Annotated in this window: 12 protein-coding genes; 4 read left to right on the top strand and 8 right to left on the bottom strand. The window is 40.7% G+C overall.

Annotated features, from left to right (window positions below; all coding sequences use genetic code 11):
* Positions 1-23: 23 nt before the first annotated feature.
* From J4N25_RS08610 to J4N25_RS08600, 3 genes are all read right to left on the bottom strand, one after another.
* Positions 24-2,327, bottom strand: coding sequence for a GAF domain-containing protein (locus tag J4N25_RS08610; RefSeq protein ID WP_207421791.1), 2,304 nt, complete (start codon positions 2,325-2,327; stop codon positions 24-26).
* 218 nt (positions 2,328-2,545) lie between these two features.
* Positions 2,546-4,603, bottom strand: a complete 2,058-nt coding sequence (gene ppk1, locus J4N25_RS08605; protein WP_207421790.1) for a polyphosphate kinase 1 — start codon at positions 4,601-4,603, stop codon at positions 2,546-2,548.
* Positions 4,604-4,707: 104 nt separating this feature from the next.
* The gene (locus J4N25_RS08600; RefSeq protein WP_207421789.1) at positions 4,708-5,583 is read right to left on the bottom strand and encodes a pirin family protein; all 876 of its coding nucleotides are present in this window, start codon (positions 5,581-5,583) and stop codon (positions 4,708-4,710) included.
* A 239-nt stretch (positions 5,584-5,822) separates the two neighbouring features.
* Between J4N25_RS08600 and J4N25_RS08595 the strand changes: the two genes are divergently transcribed.
* A complete protein-coding gene (locus J4N25_RS08595; RefSeq protein WP_207421788.1) occupies positions 5,823-7,514 on the top strand; it encodes an FAD-dependent oxidoreductase in 1,692 nt (563 codons plus the stop codon).
* Between the two features lie 7 nt (positions 7,515-7,521).
* Here J4N25_RS08595 and J4N25_RS08590 read toward each other — a convergent pair whose 3' ends face one another.
* A complete protein-coding gene (locus J4N25_RS08590) occupies positions 7,522-10,032 on the bottom strand; it encodes a TonB-dependent receptor (protein ID WP_207421787.1) in 2,511 nt (836 codons plus the stop codon).
* Between the two features lie 433 nt (positions 10,033-10,465).
* Complete coding sequence (locus J4N25_RS08585) at positions 10,466-11,353, bottom strand: ROK family protein (protein ID WP_207421786.1); 888 nt, start codon at positions 11,351-11,353, stop codon at positions 10,466-10,468.
* Positions 11,354-11,648: 295 nt separating this feature from the next.
* Here J4N25_RS08585 and J4N25_RS08580 point away from each other — a divergent pair, with 295 nt between their 5' ends.
* On the top strand, positions 11,649-11,891 hold the full coding sequence (locus tag J4N25_RS08580; protein WP_207421785.1) for a hypothetical protein: 243 nt from the start codon (positions 11,649-11,651) through the stop codon (positions 11,889-11,891).
* A 41-nt stretch (positions 11,892-11,932) separates the two neighbouring features.
* Here J4N25_RS08580 and wrbA read toward each other — a convergent pair whose 3' ends face one another.
* Positions 11,933-12,553, bottom strand: a complete 621-nt coding sequence (wrbA, locus tag J4N25_RS08575) for an NAD(P)H:quinone oxidoreductase type IV (RefSeq protein ID WP_207421784.1) — start codon at positions 12,551-12,553, stop codon at positions 11,933-11,935.
* Positions 12,554-12,692: 139 nt separating this feature from the next.
* Here wrbA and J4N25_RS08570 point away from each other — a divergent pair, with 139 nt between their 5' ends.
* Positions 12,693-13,391: a GAF domain-containing protein gene (locus J4N25_RS08570; RefSeq protein ID WP_207421783.1), complete on the top strand. Its 699-nt coding sequence runs from the start codon at positions 12,693-12,695 to the stop codon at positions 13,389-13,391.
* A gap of 57 nt (positions 13,392-13,448) precedes the next feature.
* Here the strand turns inward: J4N25_RS08570 and J4N25_RS08565 are convergent, their stop codons facing one another.
* Together J4N25_RS08565 and J4N25_RS08560 are read right to left on the bottom strand one after the other, a co-directional pair.
* Positions 13,449-15,164: a S41 family peptidase gene (locus J4N25_RS08565; RefSeq protein ID WP_207421782.1), complete on the bottom strand. Its 1,716-nt coding sequence runs from the start codon at positions 15,162-15,164 to the stop codon at positions 13,449-13,451.
* Between the two features lie 143 nt (positions 15,165-15,307).
* Positions 15,308-15,523: a hypothetical protein gene (locus tag J4N25_RS08560; protein WP_207421781.1), complete on the bottom strand. Its 216-nt coding sequence runs from the start codon at positions 15,521-15,523 to the stop codon at positions 15,308-15,310.
* Positions 15,524-15,718: 195 nt separating this feature from the next.
* On the opposite strand from J4N25_RS08560, the gene J4N25_RS08555 reads away from it, so the two are divergent.
* Positions 15,719-16,312: a porin family protein gene (locus tag J4N25_RS08555; protein ID WP_207421780.1), complete on the top strand. Its 594-nt coding sequence runs from the start codon at positions 15,719-15,721 to the stop codon at positions 16,310-16,312.
* Positions 16,313-16,342: the final 30 nt, after the last annotated feature.

The raw sequence follows: 16,342 nt of genomic DNA, 5'->3' as shown, positions 1-16,342 counted from the left end.
CTATAAATAACCCAGATATCCGGCTACCCGGCTATTCCTACACGAAGTGCTTTCAGACCGTTAACTCCCTGCAGCACCTCCAGGTCAAGCTCCTCCAGATCGTTCTCCAAAACTCCTTCTTCCTGCAATTGGTGGATGTAAACTTTATATGCCTCCCTTTCTGCTTCATGAGAATAAACAATTGCAATCTTACCCGGTTGAGTAAGGCGTTCATCTGTACCCGCTATGTGTACTTTGTCAATACGCTTTTTCACAACCTGGTACCGGATACTATAACCGCCATCGACATCAAAGCGCTTTTCATCATTACGATAACTAATATCTATAGGATGAGAATGAACGAAAATCAGTTGTGTGGTAAGTAGGGGTTTAGGGAGCGAAGGTGCAAGCCGGGTTGTTCTCCGGCCTATCTCTGCCATACTTCTAATCTGCCATATTTTAAAAGCCTCTAAATAGTTACTCTTAAAGGGCTTGTCAGGAGCGATGGTTTGTCCAAGGTAAATGTCGTATTCAACTCCATCTGTCCGAAATTTATCAAAGTAATGAGGATATTTCCTTTGAAGGTCTTTCTGATCATTCAAAAGCGCTTGGTTGATCGCACCGTTTACCTTCTGCATCGATAATTCAAGTTCTCGCCGATTTTTATGCAGAGAGCCTGTGCTATCTGAGTTTTCTGAAAAATACGCTTCGATCAATTCTGCTGCTGGTTGGGAACGTTCTGCAATTGCAGAAAGCACCGGATGGATATCGTTCTCGAGAACATGATTAAACTGGTGTTCATCCTTACCGGACCTGTAATTGTTAAAGTGTTCCCGCCAGGCCGGCAGTTGTTCTTCCAGGTCGCCCATCTCCTGCAAATCGACAAGTGTTTTGAAACACATTTCCAGATAATTGATGGTACTGATCAAATCTTCAAAAGCAGCTTTATTCCTTTCTACTGTCGATTGACGGATATCTATCGCACCATAGAACGGGTACAAGTCCCTGAAAACAATTCTCTCAGGCTCTTGATTATGCTCCTGCATTTGCTTCCACACCGCTTCATTAAATTTCCATTTAACCGAAGTTTTTAGAGAAGTGAAATTATCACGAACCGCATTATCGATTGAATATTGGAACTCCTCTGCTGTTTGTTCCAGCAATTGTGCTATATAAGGCAGAGCTGGCTGTAAGCGATTTGCTATTACTTTTGATAGTCCTGGCTGCTCTCTTGAGTATAGTTCCAAAGCTCCGATCATTTTCTTTTTAAAAAATACTGGTATCAGTGCAAAAGATTCTATTCCAGACTTCCTTAATATTCTTCGAAGCACCGGGTCGCCATTACCTTCGCCCGATAGATTGTTAAGGAAAATTGCTCTTCCAGTATTTCTATATCTTTCTACGTGCTCATGGAAGTTATTTTGAGAAACCCTGTAACTAGCTGCGGAGGACATCAGAATGCTATTGGTACAGCTTTCTTTAACATACACTGTTTTACCGTTTAGCTGCAGGAATGGAAGTAAGCCAAACTCTATCCCGGTAGTGCCTATAAGCGACTGTAGAGCATGGGTTAAGGCTTCATAATCAAATTCTGATGTTTGCTGAACAAGAATATCCTTCAAGCTTTCTATTGCATGTTCGGAAGTGATATCTTCAAGCTCAAGGATCGAAAAACCTTTTATGCTAAAAGAAGCGAGAGGTAAAACTCTCTCGAGCTTCTCCTGACCGTCTGAGTCCCATAACCAGGTCTCTAGCACATCAGGGCTTATGTTTGGCAGAGGCTCTTGATTTACAACCTGAATAAACCGCGTGTCAATCCGCACTTTATAAAAGATAGGTTGATTAGTAAGCGGATTGGTGGTTTGAATAAAGCTATCACTATTTACCCCGGCTGATATATTAAAAAGCTTTTGAAGTATAACACGATACATAAAAGCCCTTTCCTTGTCAGAGAAGATATTTTTTGAATCAAACGCCCCGGCTATGGTGCAATGCGATTCGCATGCATGAAAATCATAAAAAGCATCAGTGCTAAGCAAAACTTTCGATGGGATTGGAGTTCCAAGCGCCCATCTGTGGTTATCTTCAGCAGAAACAAGTGGAGTTAAGAACATATAGATAAGTTCAAGTAATTCATTATACTTTGAAACTTCTTCTACTTTGATTTCATCTTCCGCTCCTAATTCTCCCCTGAACTTACTGATCAGACTTTCGTAAAACGATGTTTTGATACTATTACGCGCAGCCAACTCCTCCATGTAGGCAATGAAGGGTTCAAAAGAAATACTGCTGCCCTGATGATTAATGTCTTTATCAATAAGGCTTAGATCTAGTATTTCAGTTCTCATAACAGCGCTAATTATTATTTACAAATATGCTGATTGCAGCCTTTACATAGGTAATGCTTAAGCAAATAGATGCAGAAACTTGTAATGGACTGACATCTCGTAAATACCATGCGATTATGTGAGTTAGTAATTTCATTTCGATCTGTGATTTATTACAAATCTCGGCAATACCGCTATTGGAAAAATTATCACATATCAAAGATTGACGTTGATATAAGTCAAGATGTTGAAGAAATTGCAGGCGTATCCTGCCTCAGGAATTCATAGATCTCATATTGGGAGCTGAGCGGCTCTGCTCCCCTGTCTAAAGTAAGATTTCTGCCATGCTCATCTATCGCAACAGCTTGCATATTGTCTCTTAGTTGAAGGTTAAGCAATCGAAGAACTGTTTGTTTAATCGCTTCATCATAAACCGGAAAACAAACCTCTATCCTCCTATAGATGTTCCTATACATCCAATCGGCCGAACCCATATATACTTCTGTATGGCCATTATTCGCAAAGACGAAGATTCGTCCGTGCTCGAGGTAGCGATCAATAATCCTTCTAACTGTGATATTCTCGCTGAGTCCAGGAAGACCAGGGATCAGTCGACAAATTCCTCGAATAATAAGAATGACCTTTACCCCTGCCTGAGAGGCCTGGTATAGCCGGGCAATTAGCTTTTCCTCTTCCAGGTTATTTAACTTGATCAAGATTTGGGCATCTAAGCCTTGCTTGGCATTATGGATTTCGCGGTCAATTAACTGAAAGAACCGTTCCTGCAAGTTAAACTGTGCAACCATCAGATGTTTGAAATCAATAAAATCCTCTTGCTCCGGTTTTCTTCGTTTCTCAAGGAAAATAAAGAGTTTCTCGACCTCAAACAGCATATCGGAATTTGATGTGAGAAGGATATGATCCGTATAAAAATTTGCAGTTACTTCGTTGAAGTTACCTGTAGAGAAAATACCAACATTCCTGCCATTTTTCCGCGTGACGAGAGCAATTTTAGCATGTACTTTTAATGAAGGGATACTATAAATTATTTTGATTCCTGCAGCCTTCATTCTTTTTGACCACTTAATATTATTTGCCTCATCAAAGCGAGCCTTTAACTCTACAAATACTGAAACTTTCTTACCATTTTTAGCTGCCGTTATTAAAGCATTAGCAATCCTTGAATCTGTGGCTAAACGGTACACCGTGATATAGATATTTTCAACCGATGGATCAGCAGCTGCCTCGTTGAAAAAACGGACTACATTATCATAAGATTGGAAAGGAGCGTTGATCAGGATATCCTTCCTTGAAATCATTTCCAGCAACAATTTTCCCGGGTCGACTACAAAAGGAACAGCAGGCCATTTTTCGAAAGATAATTTGCTATTTTTTACCGGAAATGAGGCGAGGTCTTTCAAATTGTGATACATTCCTCCTTCTACCAGCGTTGCCTTCTCAAACTTTAAAAACTCAACGAGAGCGTTTAGGCTGCTGGCTGGGACTGAAGCATCATATAAAAGCCTGGTAGCAAAGCCAAAGTCCCTTTTCTCGATCTGCTTCTCAATTTTTTCTGCCAGATCCCCTTCATACTCATCGGCAATGTCCAGTTCGGCATCCCGGGTAACCTTAAATGAGTATAGACCTTTAAGATGTTCGAAGCCCGGAAGCTTTGATAGATTATATTTAATTATATCGTCAATAAAAACAACATGGTGTTTATCTCCGGAAGTCATATCCCAAAACCGAGGAACATGGTCGGATGGAATCACTATGATAAAAAACTCTTCTTCACCTCGCCCATTTTCTGTAACTGCAAGCTGATAAAGCTTGTTATTCTCAGGAAAAAAAGAGCCGTCTTCAATAACGGGGATAATTTGTAGAAAGGCAAGAAGGTGTGTAAAAAAATAGTTTTCCGCCTTAGGCTCAACCTCTGCTGGAATCTTCTGTTTGTAAACTAATTCTATCCCATTTTCTTTTAATCCGGGGATAATCCTTTCTAATATTTCACCGTAGAACCGTTGCTGAATAGCGATCGTTTCATTAATTGTGTCTATCACGTCAGGCAACACTTGCAACTCATCCTTTGCAACTTTCTTCTTATTTATCTTATGCAAAGCTCGAACAGCTGGCATCCGTACCCTATAAAACTCGTCGAGGTTGGATGAGTAGATAGATAAAAACTTAAGCCGTTCCAGTAAAGGAATGTAATCCTTTGCCGCTTCAAGTAAAATACGCTCGTTGAAAGACAGCCAACTAAGGTCCCTGTTGAAAAACGACGATAAAGGTAAACTCATAGATCACAATTTTTTATGGATGAATTTGTGCGCATACTTGGGCGAACAACATGCCGCAGATTAAGTTTTATATGATGAAGTAGTTTTGATAATAGCAGGGTGTTCTATTTATCATTATTGTAGTTGATCTTCCCGTAATTGCCATTGAAGAAGCCGCTGTACGCATCTGCTATTTCGCTACGAGTATTCATCACAAAAGGTCCTTCGGCTACGATAGGCTCCTCGTACGGTGCTCCGCCAAAAAGAATGATATCTGCTATATCCGACCCCTTATTAGCTAAATGAATTTCGGTACCAGCTTCTTCAAATGCAAGCAATTCACTTTTTGCAAATACCTGGTTGTTCACTGCAACCCCTTCGGCTGGAAGGAAAATAGCATATTCCAAATCCTTATTTGCTTCAAATATAAAGTCTGTCCCAGAATCAAGTTTAATATGATAAATAAATTGTTGGGTATATGTTTGAACCGGAGACTGTTCACCTGCAAACTCTCCTATAATTACCCTCAGTTTCCCACCTGCGATCGTTACTTCAGGCACGTCTTCTGATTGCAAACCGAAGTAATCTGGGTCTTCAGCTTTATTCTCTGAGGGCAAGTTTACCCAAAATTGAAGACCGTGGAAGACCCCGCCTTTACGCTCGAAGTCGGCTGTAAACCCCTCGTCGTGAATAACTCCATTACCTGCTTTCATCCACTGAGCGCCTCCTGCTTTAACGATGCCGTGATTACCGGCACTGTCGAAATGCTCCAACTCACCACTAAAAAGGTAACTGAACGTTGCTATACCACGGTGAGGGTGAGCGTGTTTTCCATCCTTTGGAGAAGGCGTTTTAGGATACTGGTTGAAGGGATAGATATGATCGAGGAAGATGAAGGGACCAACAGCATGTATATAGCGATTAGGTAGTACTCGATTAACCCTTAATTCTCCTACCTGAGCGTCTGTTCCGCCGTATACGGCTGCAATTCTTTTTTCCATGGTTTTATATATCGTTTTTGCCTGCATTCTATACTTACAAAATTGTTTAATTAGAAACGCCAAAACCATGAGATATGCTAAGAAAGAGCATTGACATATATCAATAGGTTTGATTTATGAAGGCTAACACAAATCACGGGGTATAGAAGTGACAATTGTTAAGGAATATTTGCAGAGCAAGAACTCTTTGTTAATGAAGGTGTTTATGAAGGGATCAATAATTACAGCCGTTGTTAGCTATGTCTTCTACTACTTCAAACTTAAACGCTAATCCAAGTGATCCATACAACAGGGTAAGTCAAACGTTTCCGGTATTAACTGACGACCAGGTGGAAAGGGCAAAGCCTTTTGGCACCATCCATGATTATCGAAAAGGTACAATCTTATTTGACCGTGGTGAAAGGAGTGTCGATTTCGTTATTGTGCTAAGTGGCTGTATCGAGATCTACGAGCATGTTACTGAAGGTACACGAGTAATCACAGTGCACGAAAAGAACGAATTTACGGGGGAACTTGATTTGTTCAATGGACGGGAGATACTGGTGGGTGGACGAATGGGAGCGGATGGAACAGTGATAAGGATCACGAGGGATCAGTTTAAAAAATTATTGGCCTCGGAATCGGATTTGAGTGAGACGATCCTGCAGGCAATAATTCTAAGAAGACGGGGTCTTATTGCACACAATCAGGCATCTGTTACAATTATCACTTCTAATCACACTGCAGACTTACTGAGGATAGAGCGGTTCCTGAAGGGGAATGGGTACCCACTTGAAATAGTAGATTACAATAACGATCTGGCAAAGCCCTATGTTGAGAGATATGACATTAAGGAAGATGACCTACCATCTGTTTTCCTATATAATAGAAATGAACTTCTGAAAAAACCGGGAAATCTGCGTCTTTCACAATCTCTTGGATTATCTGAAGAGATTAAAGAAGACCACATTTACGATGTGGCCATTATTGGCGCTGGTCCCGCAGGATTATCGGCAGCTGTATACGCCGCCTCTGAAGGGTTAAGCACTGTTTTGATTGAGTCTGAGGCGCCAGGCGGACAGGCAGGTACAAGTTCTAAAATTGAGAATTACCTTGGATTCCCTCTTGGCATTTCAGGAGAAGATCTGTCTGGACGAGCGCAAGTACAAGCTCATAAGTTTGGAGCCACGATCGCTCTGCCTTACGTGGTGGAGTCGATCGATTGCGAGTCAAGACCCTACAAACTATCTCTTGACCACCATTGCCGGATTCAAAGCCGTTCAATAATTATCGCTTCAGGGGCCAGGTATAGTAAGTTGAACTTACCAGACGAAGAACGGTTTGAGGGAGCAGGGATTTATTATGCAGCGACGGCAATGGAAGGAGATATATGTAAAAACGAAGAGGTTATTGTGATAGGCGGGGGGAATTCTGCCGGTCAGGCCGCTGTGTTCCTTACACGTTTCTCAAGCCATGTTCATATCCTTATACGCAGGGAAGGTTTGGAAGCAACTATGTCTGATTATCTCATCCAGCGCATCAAGGCATCAGGTCGCATCTCTGTGCATCCTTATACAGAAGTAACGGAACTCAGGGGTGGTAGGGCTCTGGAAGAGGTAACCTGGAAAAATAATCAGACGGGAGAAACAGAGTCGCGTTCCATCAGGCATCTTTTTCTAATGATCGGTGCTTTGCCTAACACTGGCTTCATCAACAGCTGTGTCTTATTAGATAAAAAGGGATTCGTAGTTACCGGACAGGCAGCTGCAGAATCAGAATCGTGGACTTTAGACCGGTCGCCCATGATGCTTGAAACAAGTATCCCTGCTGTGTTTGCTGTTGGAGACGTACGTTCTGGTTCGACCAAGCGGGTTGCCTCAGCTGTAGGAGAAGGAGCAATGGCAGTAAGCCAACTACACCAGGCCTTGGTCGAACTGGCAGAAATGGGTTAAATTAACCCTAAAAACCGCCCTCGTCCTGGAACTGTTCCTGAGAATTTCTATCCGATTTTTTTCTTTGAGGCAAGTCGGACTTACCAAAGCGGTAGCTAAATGTAAGTGTGGACATCCTACCCTGCATCCTTCTTTGCGACTCCCGGGAGAATAAATAGGTATCTGTTAAAAATCCCCATCTTCTCGTATTAAATACATCACGCATATTGAAGGAGAGGCTGCCCTTTTTCTTCATCACATCCAGTCTTAAAGCCGCATCTGTCCCCCACATCGCCTTGCTTCTTCCTTGGGCGGTTATCCTTGGAGCATCGTAATTTGCGTTGATCTGGCCCGAAAGAGTCTTAGATAATTGAAAATTGCTTATCAGATTGGAATTCCAGTTATAACCACTGTTCGGCTGAATATTATTTTCCGGGCTTCCAAAGAACTTGTTATAGAAAATATTTGCGTTTGCAGTTATATTGAATCCTTTTGAAAACTCCATCCTACCTATTAATTCAAGCCCCGCGGCCCTGTTTCTTGTTAGGTTTATAAATTGGGTGAGTGTAGTTGCACTATCTATAGAACTTTGAACTCCTTCTACTACATCATTAACCTGGCGGGCGAAAGCTGACGATGTAAGGGTAAACCCACCAAATGATCTCATATAACTTAGCTCGAACGAATGAATATCTTCAGGAAGGAGATTAGGATTTCCTACACGGATATTGTTTGGGTCAGAAAGGTCGCGAAAAGGATTTACCTGCCATCCTCGCGGCCTGTTAACTCTCCTTGTATAACTCAACTGCAGCTGGTTTCCCCCGCCTAACTTTTGGGTTAAAAATATGCTTGGATAAACCCTGAAATACTTTAGATTACCAGGTTGAGAAGTTTTTCGAAAAGTTAATGTATCTGTTCCCTCATACTCAGTGTTGAGATAAGCTTGTTCAGCACGTAAGCCTGCTTGAAAACCAAATTTATCGGTGATCTGATTTTGATAACTTCCGTAGACCGCATGAACCTTATCCTCGAGAGAGAAATCATTAGTCTGGTTATAGTCAATTCGGTAACTGTTTGATTGAACATTGAATGTTTTACTAAGCTGGGAAGCATCTTCAAGCCGCAAGGTAGTTCTATAGCCGGTTTCTAATTTTTGGGTTTTCGAAATTGGCAGGGTATAATCCAATTGGATATTATAGTTTTTACTAAGCTCCTCACCATCGTTAGTCCTCATGTCAAGACGATTGCCCAGAGGAGCTCCATTTGGTGCAAAGAAATTTTGTTCAAGGCTCTGAAATTCATCCTCCCTGCTTCTTCCTAAACTGAAGTTAGTTACCAGCTCCTCTCCCTGACGCTTGAATTTCTTGCTAAAGTCTAGGTTGAGATCGTAACCAGTGTCCTTATCATCCTCCTGGGAAGTTCTGAAGCTCGTACTGTCCCTGCCACTGTTAAAGTTCCTATAGAAATAGTTAATATCCTCGTCCCTATCCCCATTCCTTAAATTAATATTTGCAGAAAATCCTAGTGTTGTTTTATCATTGATGTAATAATCAATTCCAGCTTTTGCTGTATTCCCTGTATTTTGTCTTCTACCATCCAGGTTGTTATTGATTGCGCTATTGTTGTTAAAAAACAGAGTATTGTTATAGCCTTGGCCAATACGGTTACCGTACCTGAAGCTGTAATTACCGTATAGATTTACATTTCTGTCGCGATAGCTTAGATTAGTATTAACATTGTAATTATCCATGTTGCCAGCCGATAGTGATACCGCCCCGTTAACCCCGACTTTTTTATTTTTCTTAAGGACGATATTGATAATTCCCGTTTGACCTTCGGGATCATACTTTGCTGAGGGATTTGTAATAAGTTCAATATTCTCGATTGAACTGGCAGGAAGCGATTGAAGTACTGTTGCAATATCTCCGCCACCTATTGCCGATGGTTTACCATCGATCAACACCCTAACGTTTCCTGATCCTCTCAAACTTACGTTACCATCTATATCGACAGCAACTGTTGGGACATTGGCCAGCAGATCTGTCGCTGAACCTCCTTCGCTTACAAGGCTTTGTTCTACGTTAAAAACTTTCCGGTCTATGCCTAGCTGCATATTACTACGCTGCCCCTGAACTACAACTTCTTTCAAGACATTAGCTTTACCTGCACTTAGCTGAATAGAGCCAAGGTTTATTTGAGGCTTCGCTTCGGATAATGTAAGGCCTGTTCGAGAGAAGGAATTAAACCCCACAAAACTGACCTTCAATGTATAGGTCCCCCAAGGAAGATTACTTATAAGAAAACTCCCATCCTGCCCTGAAGTTGCGGCCTTAACAGTTTTGCCGTTAGCAGGATCAACCAGGGCAACTGAAGCAAAGTCAACTGGCTTATTCGTACCTGCCTCGACGATCTTTCCGGTTATATTTCCCTGAGATATCTGAGCGAAGCTTGAAAAAAGCGTTGTTACGGTAAAGAATATTGCTAAAAGTACTTTCAGCGGAGATATTGGTATTAGGGTAAAGCGTTGATAATTAATCATAATTACGTGAGAGAATGGCTAGTGTTCCTGCAAAGAATGTGCAAAGAAAACCATAATCCACTAATAGACGCGGGGGTAACCTCATTATTACACTTCATCCTCGTAGAGGCCATTTAGAGTTGAATTATTGATGGCCTGGCTTATTACCCACAATATCTTTCGGAAACTTACATATTGCTGGCCTCATCATGAGAAAGTGGTTACTGAATGTGTTTGTGTTAATGAAGCAGCAATTCCTATAATAATAGAAAGAGCCGGGGATGGCCCCCAGCTCTTGAGTGTTTCATAGGTATATGTAAGTGATGTATTGCTTTAAACCAGAACCGTGCCACTACCCTATTTATACTTGCTGATTTCCTTCCACATCCTCTTTATAAGCCATTCACTGTACTGCTTTTAGTACTATCCTTTTTCATTCCGCAACGTATCCGGTTTATGAATGCAGTAATTCTGTACTCCAAAGAGAACCTGTTCCTATTACATAAGCCTTCTCTCCCAAGATAGCTTTAATAATAGGAGTCTTAAATCCACTGGCTTGTACATAATTAGTTGCAGTTTCAAAGAAAAAGCGATTGGAGCTTTCCATTTGTCCTCCAATACAAATAGCATCCGGTCGCTCATTCTGTATTATAGTTGTAATAAACTGACCCAGGTTAATTCCAAACTCCTCGAAAGTCTTTTCAACAAATTCGTTCGCATATCGCTTCATTTCTACAAGATCGGCTACTTCTATCCCTGATAAGTCATAAAACCTTTTTAGCAGCCATCTTTGTGACAAATAATCTTCTGCAATCGAGTCTTTAAATGCCGACTTCCATAAGTTAGCGTCCTCAACTCTGCCCTCGCTATAGCGAGCGGTTCCTAAGCCTACACCTAAAGTAATTCCGAAAGACCTCTGATAACCCCGAACTGCACCTGCAAAGACTTCGCCCTGGAAAAAACATGCATCTACATTTTGTATTTTAATTTGATCTTCAGGCAGTAGTAAATTAGATCCCAGAACCTGTTTCAAGTTTAGCTTGTAAAGGCTTCCATACCTCTTAGGATCATTGCCAAGATAAATTCCATTTTCGTAATCAAGTAAATTGGGAACACCCATCCCAATTCGAATACAATCAGAAGTCTTAAGAGTTAAAACTTCTTGAAAGCACTCTGTCCACGCACTAATAATTTCATCAGCACTACCCGCAGGATTTACCCGCTTCCGGCGTAATGTTTTATCTATTACTCTACGTGTTTTAAAATCGACTATACCAGCCGAAATGTAACGGTCTTCGATAGCCGCACCGATAATGTTTAGTTCGTCGCCTGACTGTACCATGTATTTTACTTAGGTTTTTAATAGCAATAGTAGTTCGCTTTCCTTTCTCTCTTCGCACTTTGCCCTGCCGGCAAAATAAAGCTTGTTAGTTCTAGCGTTGGGCATAGGCCAACGTTGGCATAAAAATAATAAATATTTCCTTATTCGATAGGTTTAAGTAAAAAAGTCGATAATATACTTTCGAATGATTGAACATTAGTCCCGAATATTTATTTAAAAGAAAGTTAGAAAAAAATAAAGCATGATGGTAACCTTTGCTAGACAGGTTCGTATAAGTGTCTAACCTTGCACGTACATGGATATCTATACTTTTCTATCACTATCAAAAGAAGAACAAGCCAACGCAATTGGGGACACCGATTACTTGTCAGAACGCGAAGAGGCTTTATTTAAAGTTAAGTTGTATGCTTTGGGGGATTTCTATGTAGAAGCTTTCTTCACAGCAAGAGAAGGGGAAATTGTAAAATTCAAGGCTTTCAAAAGCCGACGACTGTTGGTTCCGTATCTTGATAATTTTATGGAGACAGTATTAGCTTAAACGAAGCTGTATAACAGCCTCGTTTAAGAGTGATATGTTTCCTATTGATTAGAATTGTTCCGACCTGCTTTTACCCACTTAGCAACTTCCACAGTTCTTTCAGCCTGATGGGCAACTGCGTCAAGCGATCCTTGTTGAATCGTGTCTTGCGTAGTTGTTACACTTGTCCCATAAGGGTTACCTCCAGCCCCAAAGATCACTTGAGACGTATAACCAGGGGCAGCAATAATTGCTCCCCAGTGGAACATAGTTATATAGAAGGACAATAGGGTGGATTCTTGTCCTCCATGTGGATTTTGAGCGCTTGTCATTGCACTCACTACTTTGTTTGCCAGTTTTCCCTGAAACCATAGCCCCCCAGTGGTATCAATAAATTGACGAAACTGAGATGGTGGGTTACCAAACCGGGTTGGAAAACTGAAAATCAAAGCGTCTGCCCATTCAAGATCTTCAAGTGAAACAGTTGGTACATCAGCAGTAGCCTGAACATGCGCTGCCCATGCAGGATTTGATTGAATAGCTGCCTCGGGAGCTGTTTCCGCTATTTTCAGAACACGCGCTTCGGCCCCCGCCTTTACTGCCGCTTCAGCAGCCCATTGTGCCATTTGATAATTAGTACCGGTAGAGCTGTAATAGATTACAGCAAGCTTAACGTTTTCCATAAATTATTCTTATTGTTTATTATGAACATGAAAGCTTTGCCAGGGTTTTTTCCTAAATCATAAAAGGACTTCACAAATTAGCACATCTTTATTGAAAGAATAACGTAGGAGTACTTTTAATATAATCTTTTATCAGCGAATGACCGAAAAAATTAAAGAAGATCAAAGACTGGCAGCTACCAGAAGGTATCTGGATTTTCATTTGAACAGGGAGAAGGAGTTACAGGATATCACTATGCTTGCATCTGTAATTTGCCAGGCGCCTATTGCGCTGATCACCCTGATGGATGAGGACGTTCAATTTATAAATGCTAGTACTGGAGCAGATATCAGGGAAATGCCACGAAAAACTTCCTTTTGCACTCACGCTATCGAAATTGATTCGATAATGGAAGTTGTTGATGCTTCTCAGGATTTGCGTTTTGCAAATGCTCCGGTAGTTGCTAATGACCCACATATCAGATTTTACGCAAGTGCTAACCTTAAATCCTATGACGGCTACAATGTAGGCACCCTTTGTGTTTACGATGTTGCCCCTAAGAGCCTAAGTGAACAGCAGAAAAAACAACTTGAGGTTTTGGCAAAGCAAGTTAGTCACATCATGGAGTTAGATAGAACCCTGAAACAACTTCAGTCCCAAAACAATTTGTTGAAAGAAATTGCTTGGATCCAATCCCACGAATTGCGGTCCCCAGTTTCTGCAATCATAGGTTTGGTTGCTGCATTCAAAGAAAATGATTATGAAGTAGACAGAGAATATTTCAGTCTGCTTGAAGAAGCGACAAGCAAGCTGGATGAAAAGATCAGATTGATAGTAGATAAAAGCAACTCTATTTAAAATAAAAGGCTGCCTGAAAACAGGCAACCTTTTATTTTTTCTTTTCCAACTGCTTATTTACCTACCACCTAAACTCGCTGAAACGGTATTACCCGGTCTCCCTATTGATTTATAATTACCGGATCCCTGGAGGATAGATGCAAACAAGGCCCGGTTTACAAGCACACCTGAGGCTGCCTTCAACTCTTCATCATACTGAAAGCTTTGTTCGATTCTTCCCTTTTGAAAACCATATCTTCCTGCAATCTCGGTTTCCAGTACCTTGCGAACTTCTTCCTTAAATTGCGACAAGTCGTTCTTCTTGCTAAACGAAACTTTATTTTTCAAGGCCTCAAGCTCTGCTTTAACCTCAGCCAGCTTGTTCTCCTTTTCTGCTTCTGCCCGTAACTCATTTAGCAATTTCTCTGTTTTCGTGCTATAATCTACGTTCTTATCTGATACATAATTAACAAAGCTATCATATTCAGCTTCTGTAAGCTTAAAGCCCTTAAGGTTTCCAAGAGAGGTCTTTTGCTTTCTGTAATTAGTGGCGAAGTCGAAGATATAATATTTACTTAACAAGGTTTGAGTAATAGGGCTCAACTTCACCGGATCGACTGCAACGTCAGGATAAATACCGCTACCATCAAATACAGATCGACCGTTTTTAGTTTTATACTCTGTAATTAAGGAATCTGCAACTTTCTCTACACTCCCATTCGCCCCGCGATGTGCATAATCTAATGCTTGTATACACCGCCCTGAAGGAGTGTAATACTTAGCCACAGTAACTTTTATAAGACTGTTATAGGGCAGGTTGAAGGTTTGCTGAACGAGGCCTTTCCCAAAACTTCTTTGTCCGATTACAACAGCACGATCAAGGTCTTGTAATGACCCTGCCACAATTTCTGCTGCTGAGGCAGAGCGGTTATTGATAAGAACAACTAAAGGAAGCTTAGCAGCCAAAGGCCCTTCAAGTGTCTTATAGCTAATAGTTTTCTCTCTGTTACGGCCCTTTTGAGTTACAACTGTAACATTAGGATCAATAAATAAATTAACAATCTTAACAGCTTCCTGCAAAATTCCTCCCCCATTAGAACGCAAATCTAACACGAGGCCATCAGGGTTACTTTTAAGGATCTCAATTAAAGCAGATTTAACTTCGGAACTTGAGTTTTCAAGGAATTTGTCCAGCTTTATATACCCTACGTTATTGGAGAGCATTCCGGAGTAGGACACATTGGTTTGAGTAATTTCTTCCCTTAATAAAGATTTATCGAGGGTTCCTTCTCCGCGTCTGTTAATTGTTATTTTTAAAGGAGTATTTTTAGGCCCCTTTAGCATAGAACTCACCTGCTCATATGGTTTACCTTTTAAAGGCACACCATTTATCTGAACCAGCTCATCGCCCGCCCTTATATCTGCCTTCTGTGCCGGAAAGCCTTCGAAAGTATCCGCGATAATAAATTTCCCATTCCGGTTCTGAACACTAGTACCAATACCTCCATATTGAGTACTTACATATTTCATCTTATAATCCTCAATATCCGATTCCTGTACATATTCAGTATAAGGATCAAGGCTGTCAAGCATCGCATCCACACCTGTCTTCATTAACGTTGAAGGATTTATATCATCAACATAGTTCAGATTGATTTCTTTATAAAGGGAAGCAAAGATGTCTATGTTCTTAGAGTATAGAAAGAGATCTTCTCTAAAGGAAAAAGAAAATACAGCTAAACCTAAACAAGCGCCGATTACAGAATTTTTGAACAAGCCTTTGCGTTTTTTCATACATGTTTTCCGCTACTACGTACTATTAAAGCAGTTACGTAAATTTAAAATAATAGATGATTATTTAAAATGGGCAAGAACCATTTTAAAGCCTTTACGAAAAGCCGACTAAAAAGTTATGAAAAAACAGCCTGTTTCAGGAATTAAAGGATATTGGTGTCTATGTTGGCTAATCCTTTTTTTAGAGTGAATACGACATATTCCCTGTTCCTTTTCAACCTCAGCATCAAATGTTGTATTAACTTCTCTTCTTCACCGGGAGTAAATGCCAAATCTTCCTCTGAAAGTTCGCGATATTTACGTCTTACCTTCAACTTAAGTCTATCCCAGTCTTCTTTACTTATTGTGATTTCTGCCATAATTCTCTTTCGTAAATGCTGCGTATAGGCAGCTGACCTGCCTCAGGCACTATTTGGTAATAACCTGATTTTTATTGTGACAAAAGTAAAAAAATAAGCGTCTTATTGTAAAGTAAATCCTTGTGTTGAAAAGCAACTTTTATAATCTATGTTTGTTCTGAAGTAACCGTATTTAAAACACTAAAAAAAAAGATCATGAAAAAACATCTATTAGCCGCAATAACACTTCTTATAAGTTTGTCGGCCTCAGCGCAATTACCTAAAATTAATTTTGGGGTTAAAGGTGGTGTGAATGTTTCAAAATTACAGGCCGACTGGGCCAAGGAAGATAATAGGCTAGGCTATCAGGCCGGCGTTTGGGCGCGTATTGGAGCAGTTGGGTTCTACGTTCAACCGGAAGCCTACCTGGGCAGCAAGGGTGGAGAATTAAGGGCAAACGAAAATGACAATAACGTTTCCGGTGACGCTAAAATTAAATTCACCACTCTTGACGTACCAATTCTGGTAGGAAATAAAATCGGAGTTGACAAGTTAAACTTCCGCTATATGGCTGGTCCAATTTTCAGCTTTCTTCTTTCAAAAGATACGAGGTCTAACTTCGAAACAGCTGTTAACTTTCGTGACTACAAAAATCAAACGATCGGTGCGCAAGCGGGTGTCGGGGTTGACCTAGGAAATGTAACAGTAGATTTACGGTACGAGAAGGGTTTAACCAATATTAATAAAAGCGGTCAATACGATCAGAAACAGAACTTATGGCACATAAGTCTGGGATATAAATTATTTTAACTTTTGAAATAAGTTCCCGGATGGGCGCAG

Source organism: Desertivirga brevis, assembly GCF_017355835.1.
The sequence above is the reverse complement of the archived record's forward strand: the minus strand, read 5'-3'. Positions and strand labels throughout refer to the sequence as shown.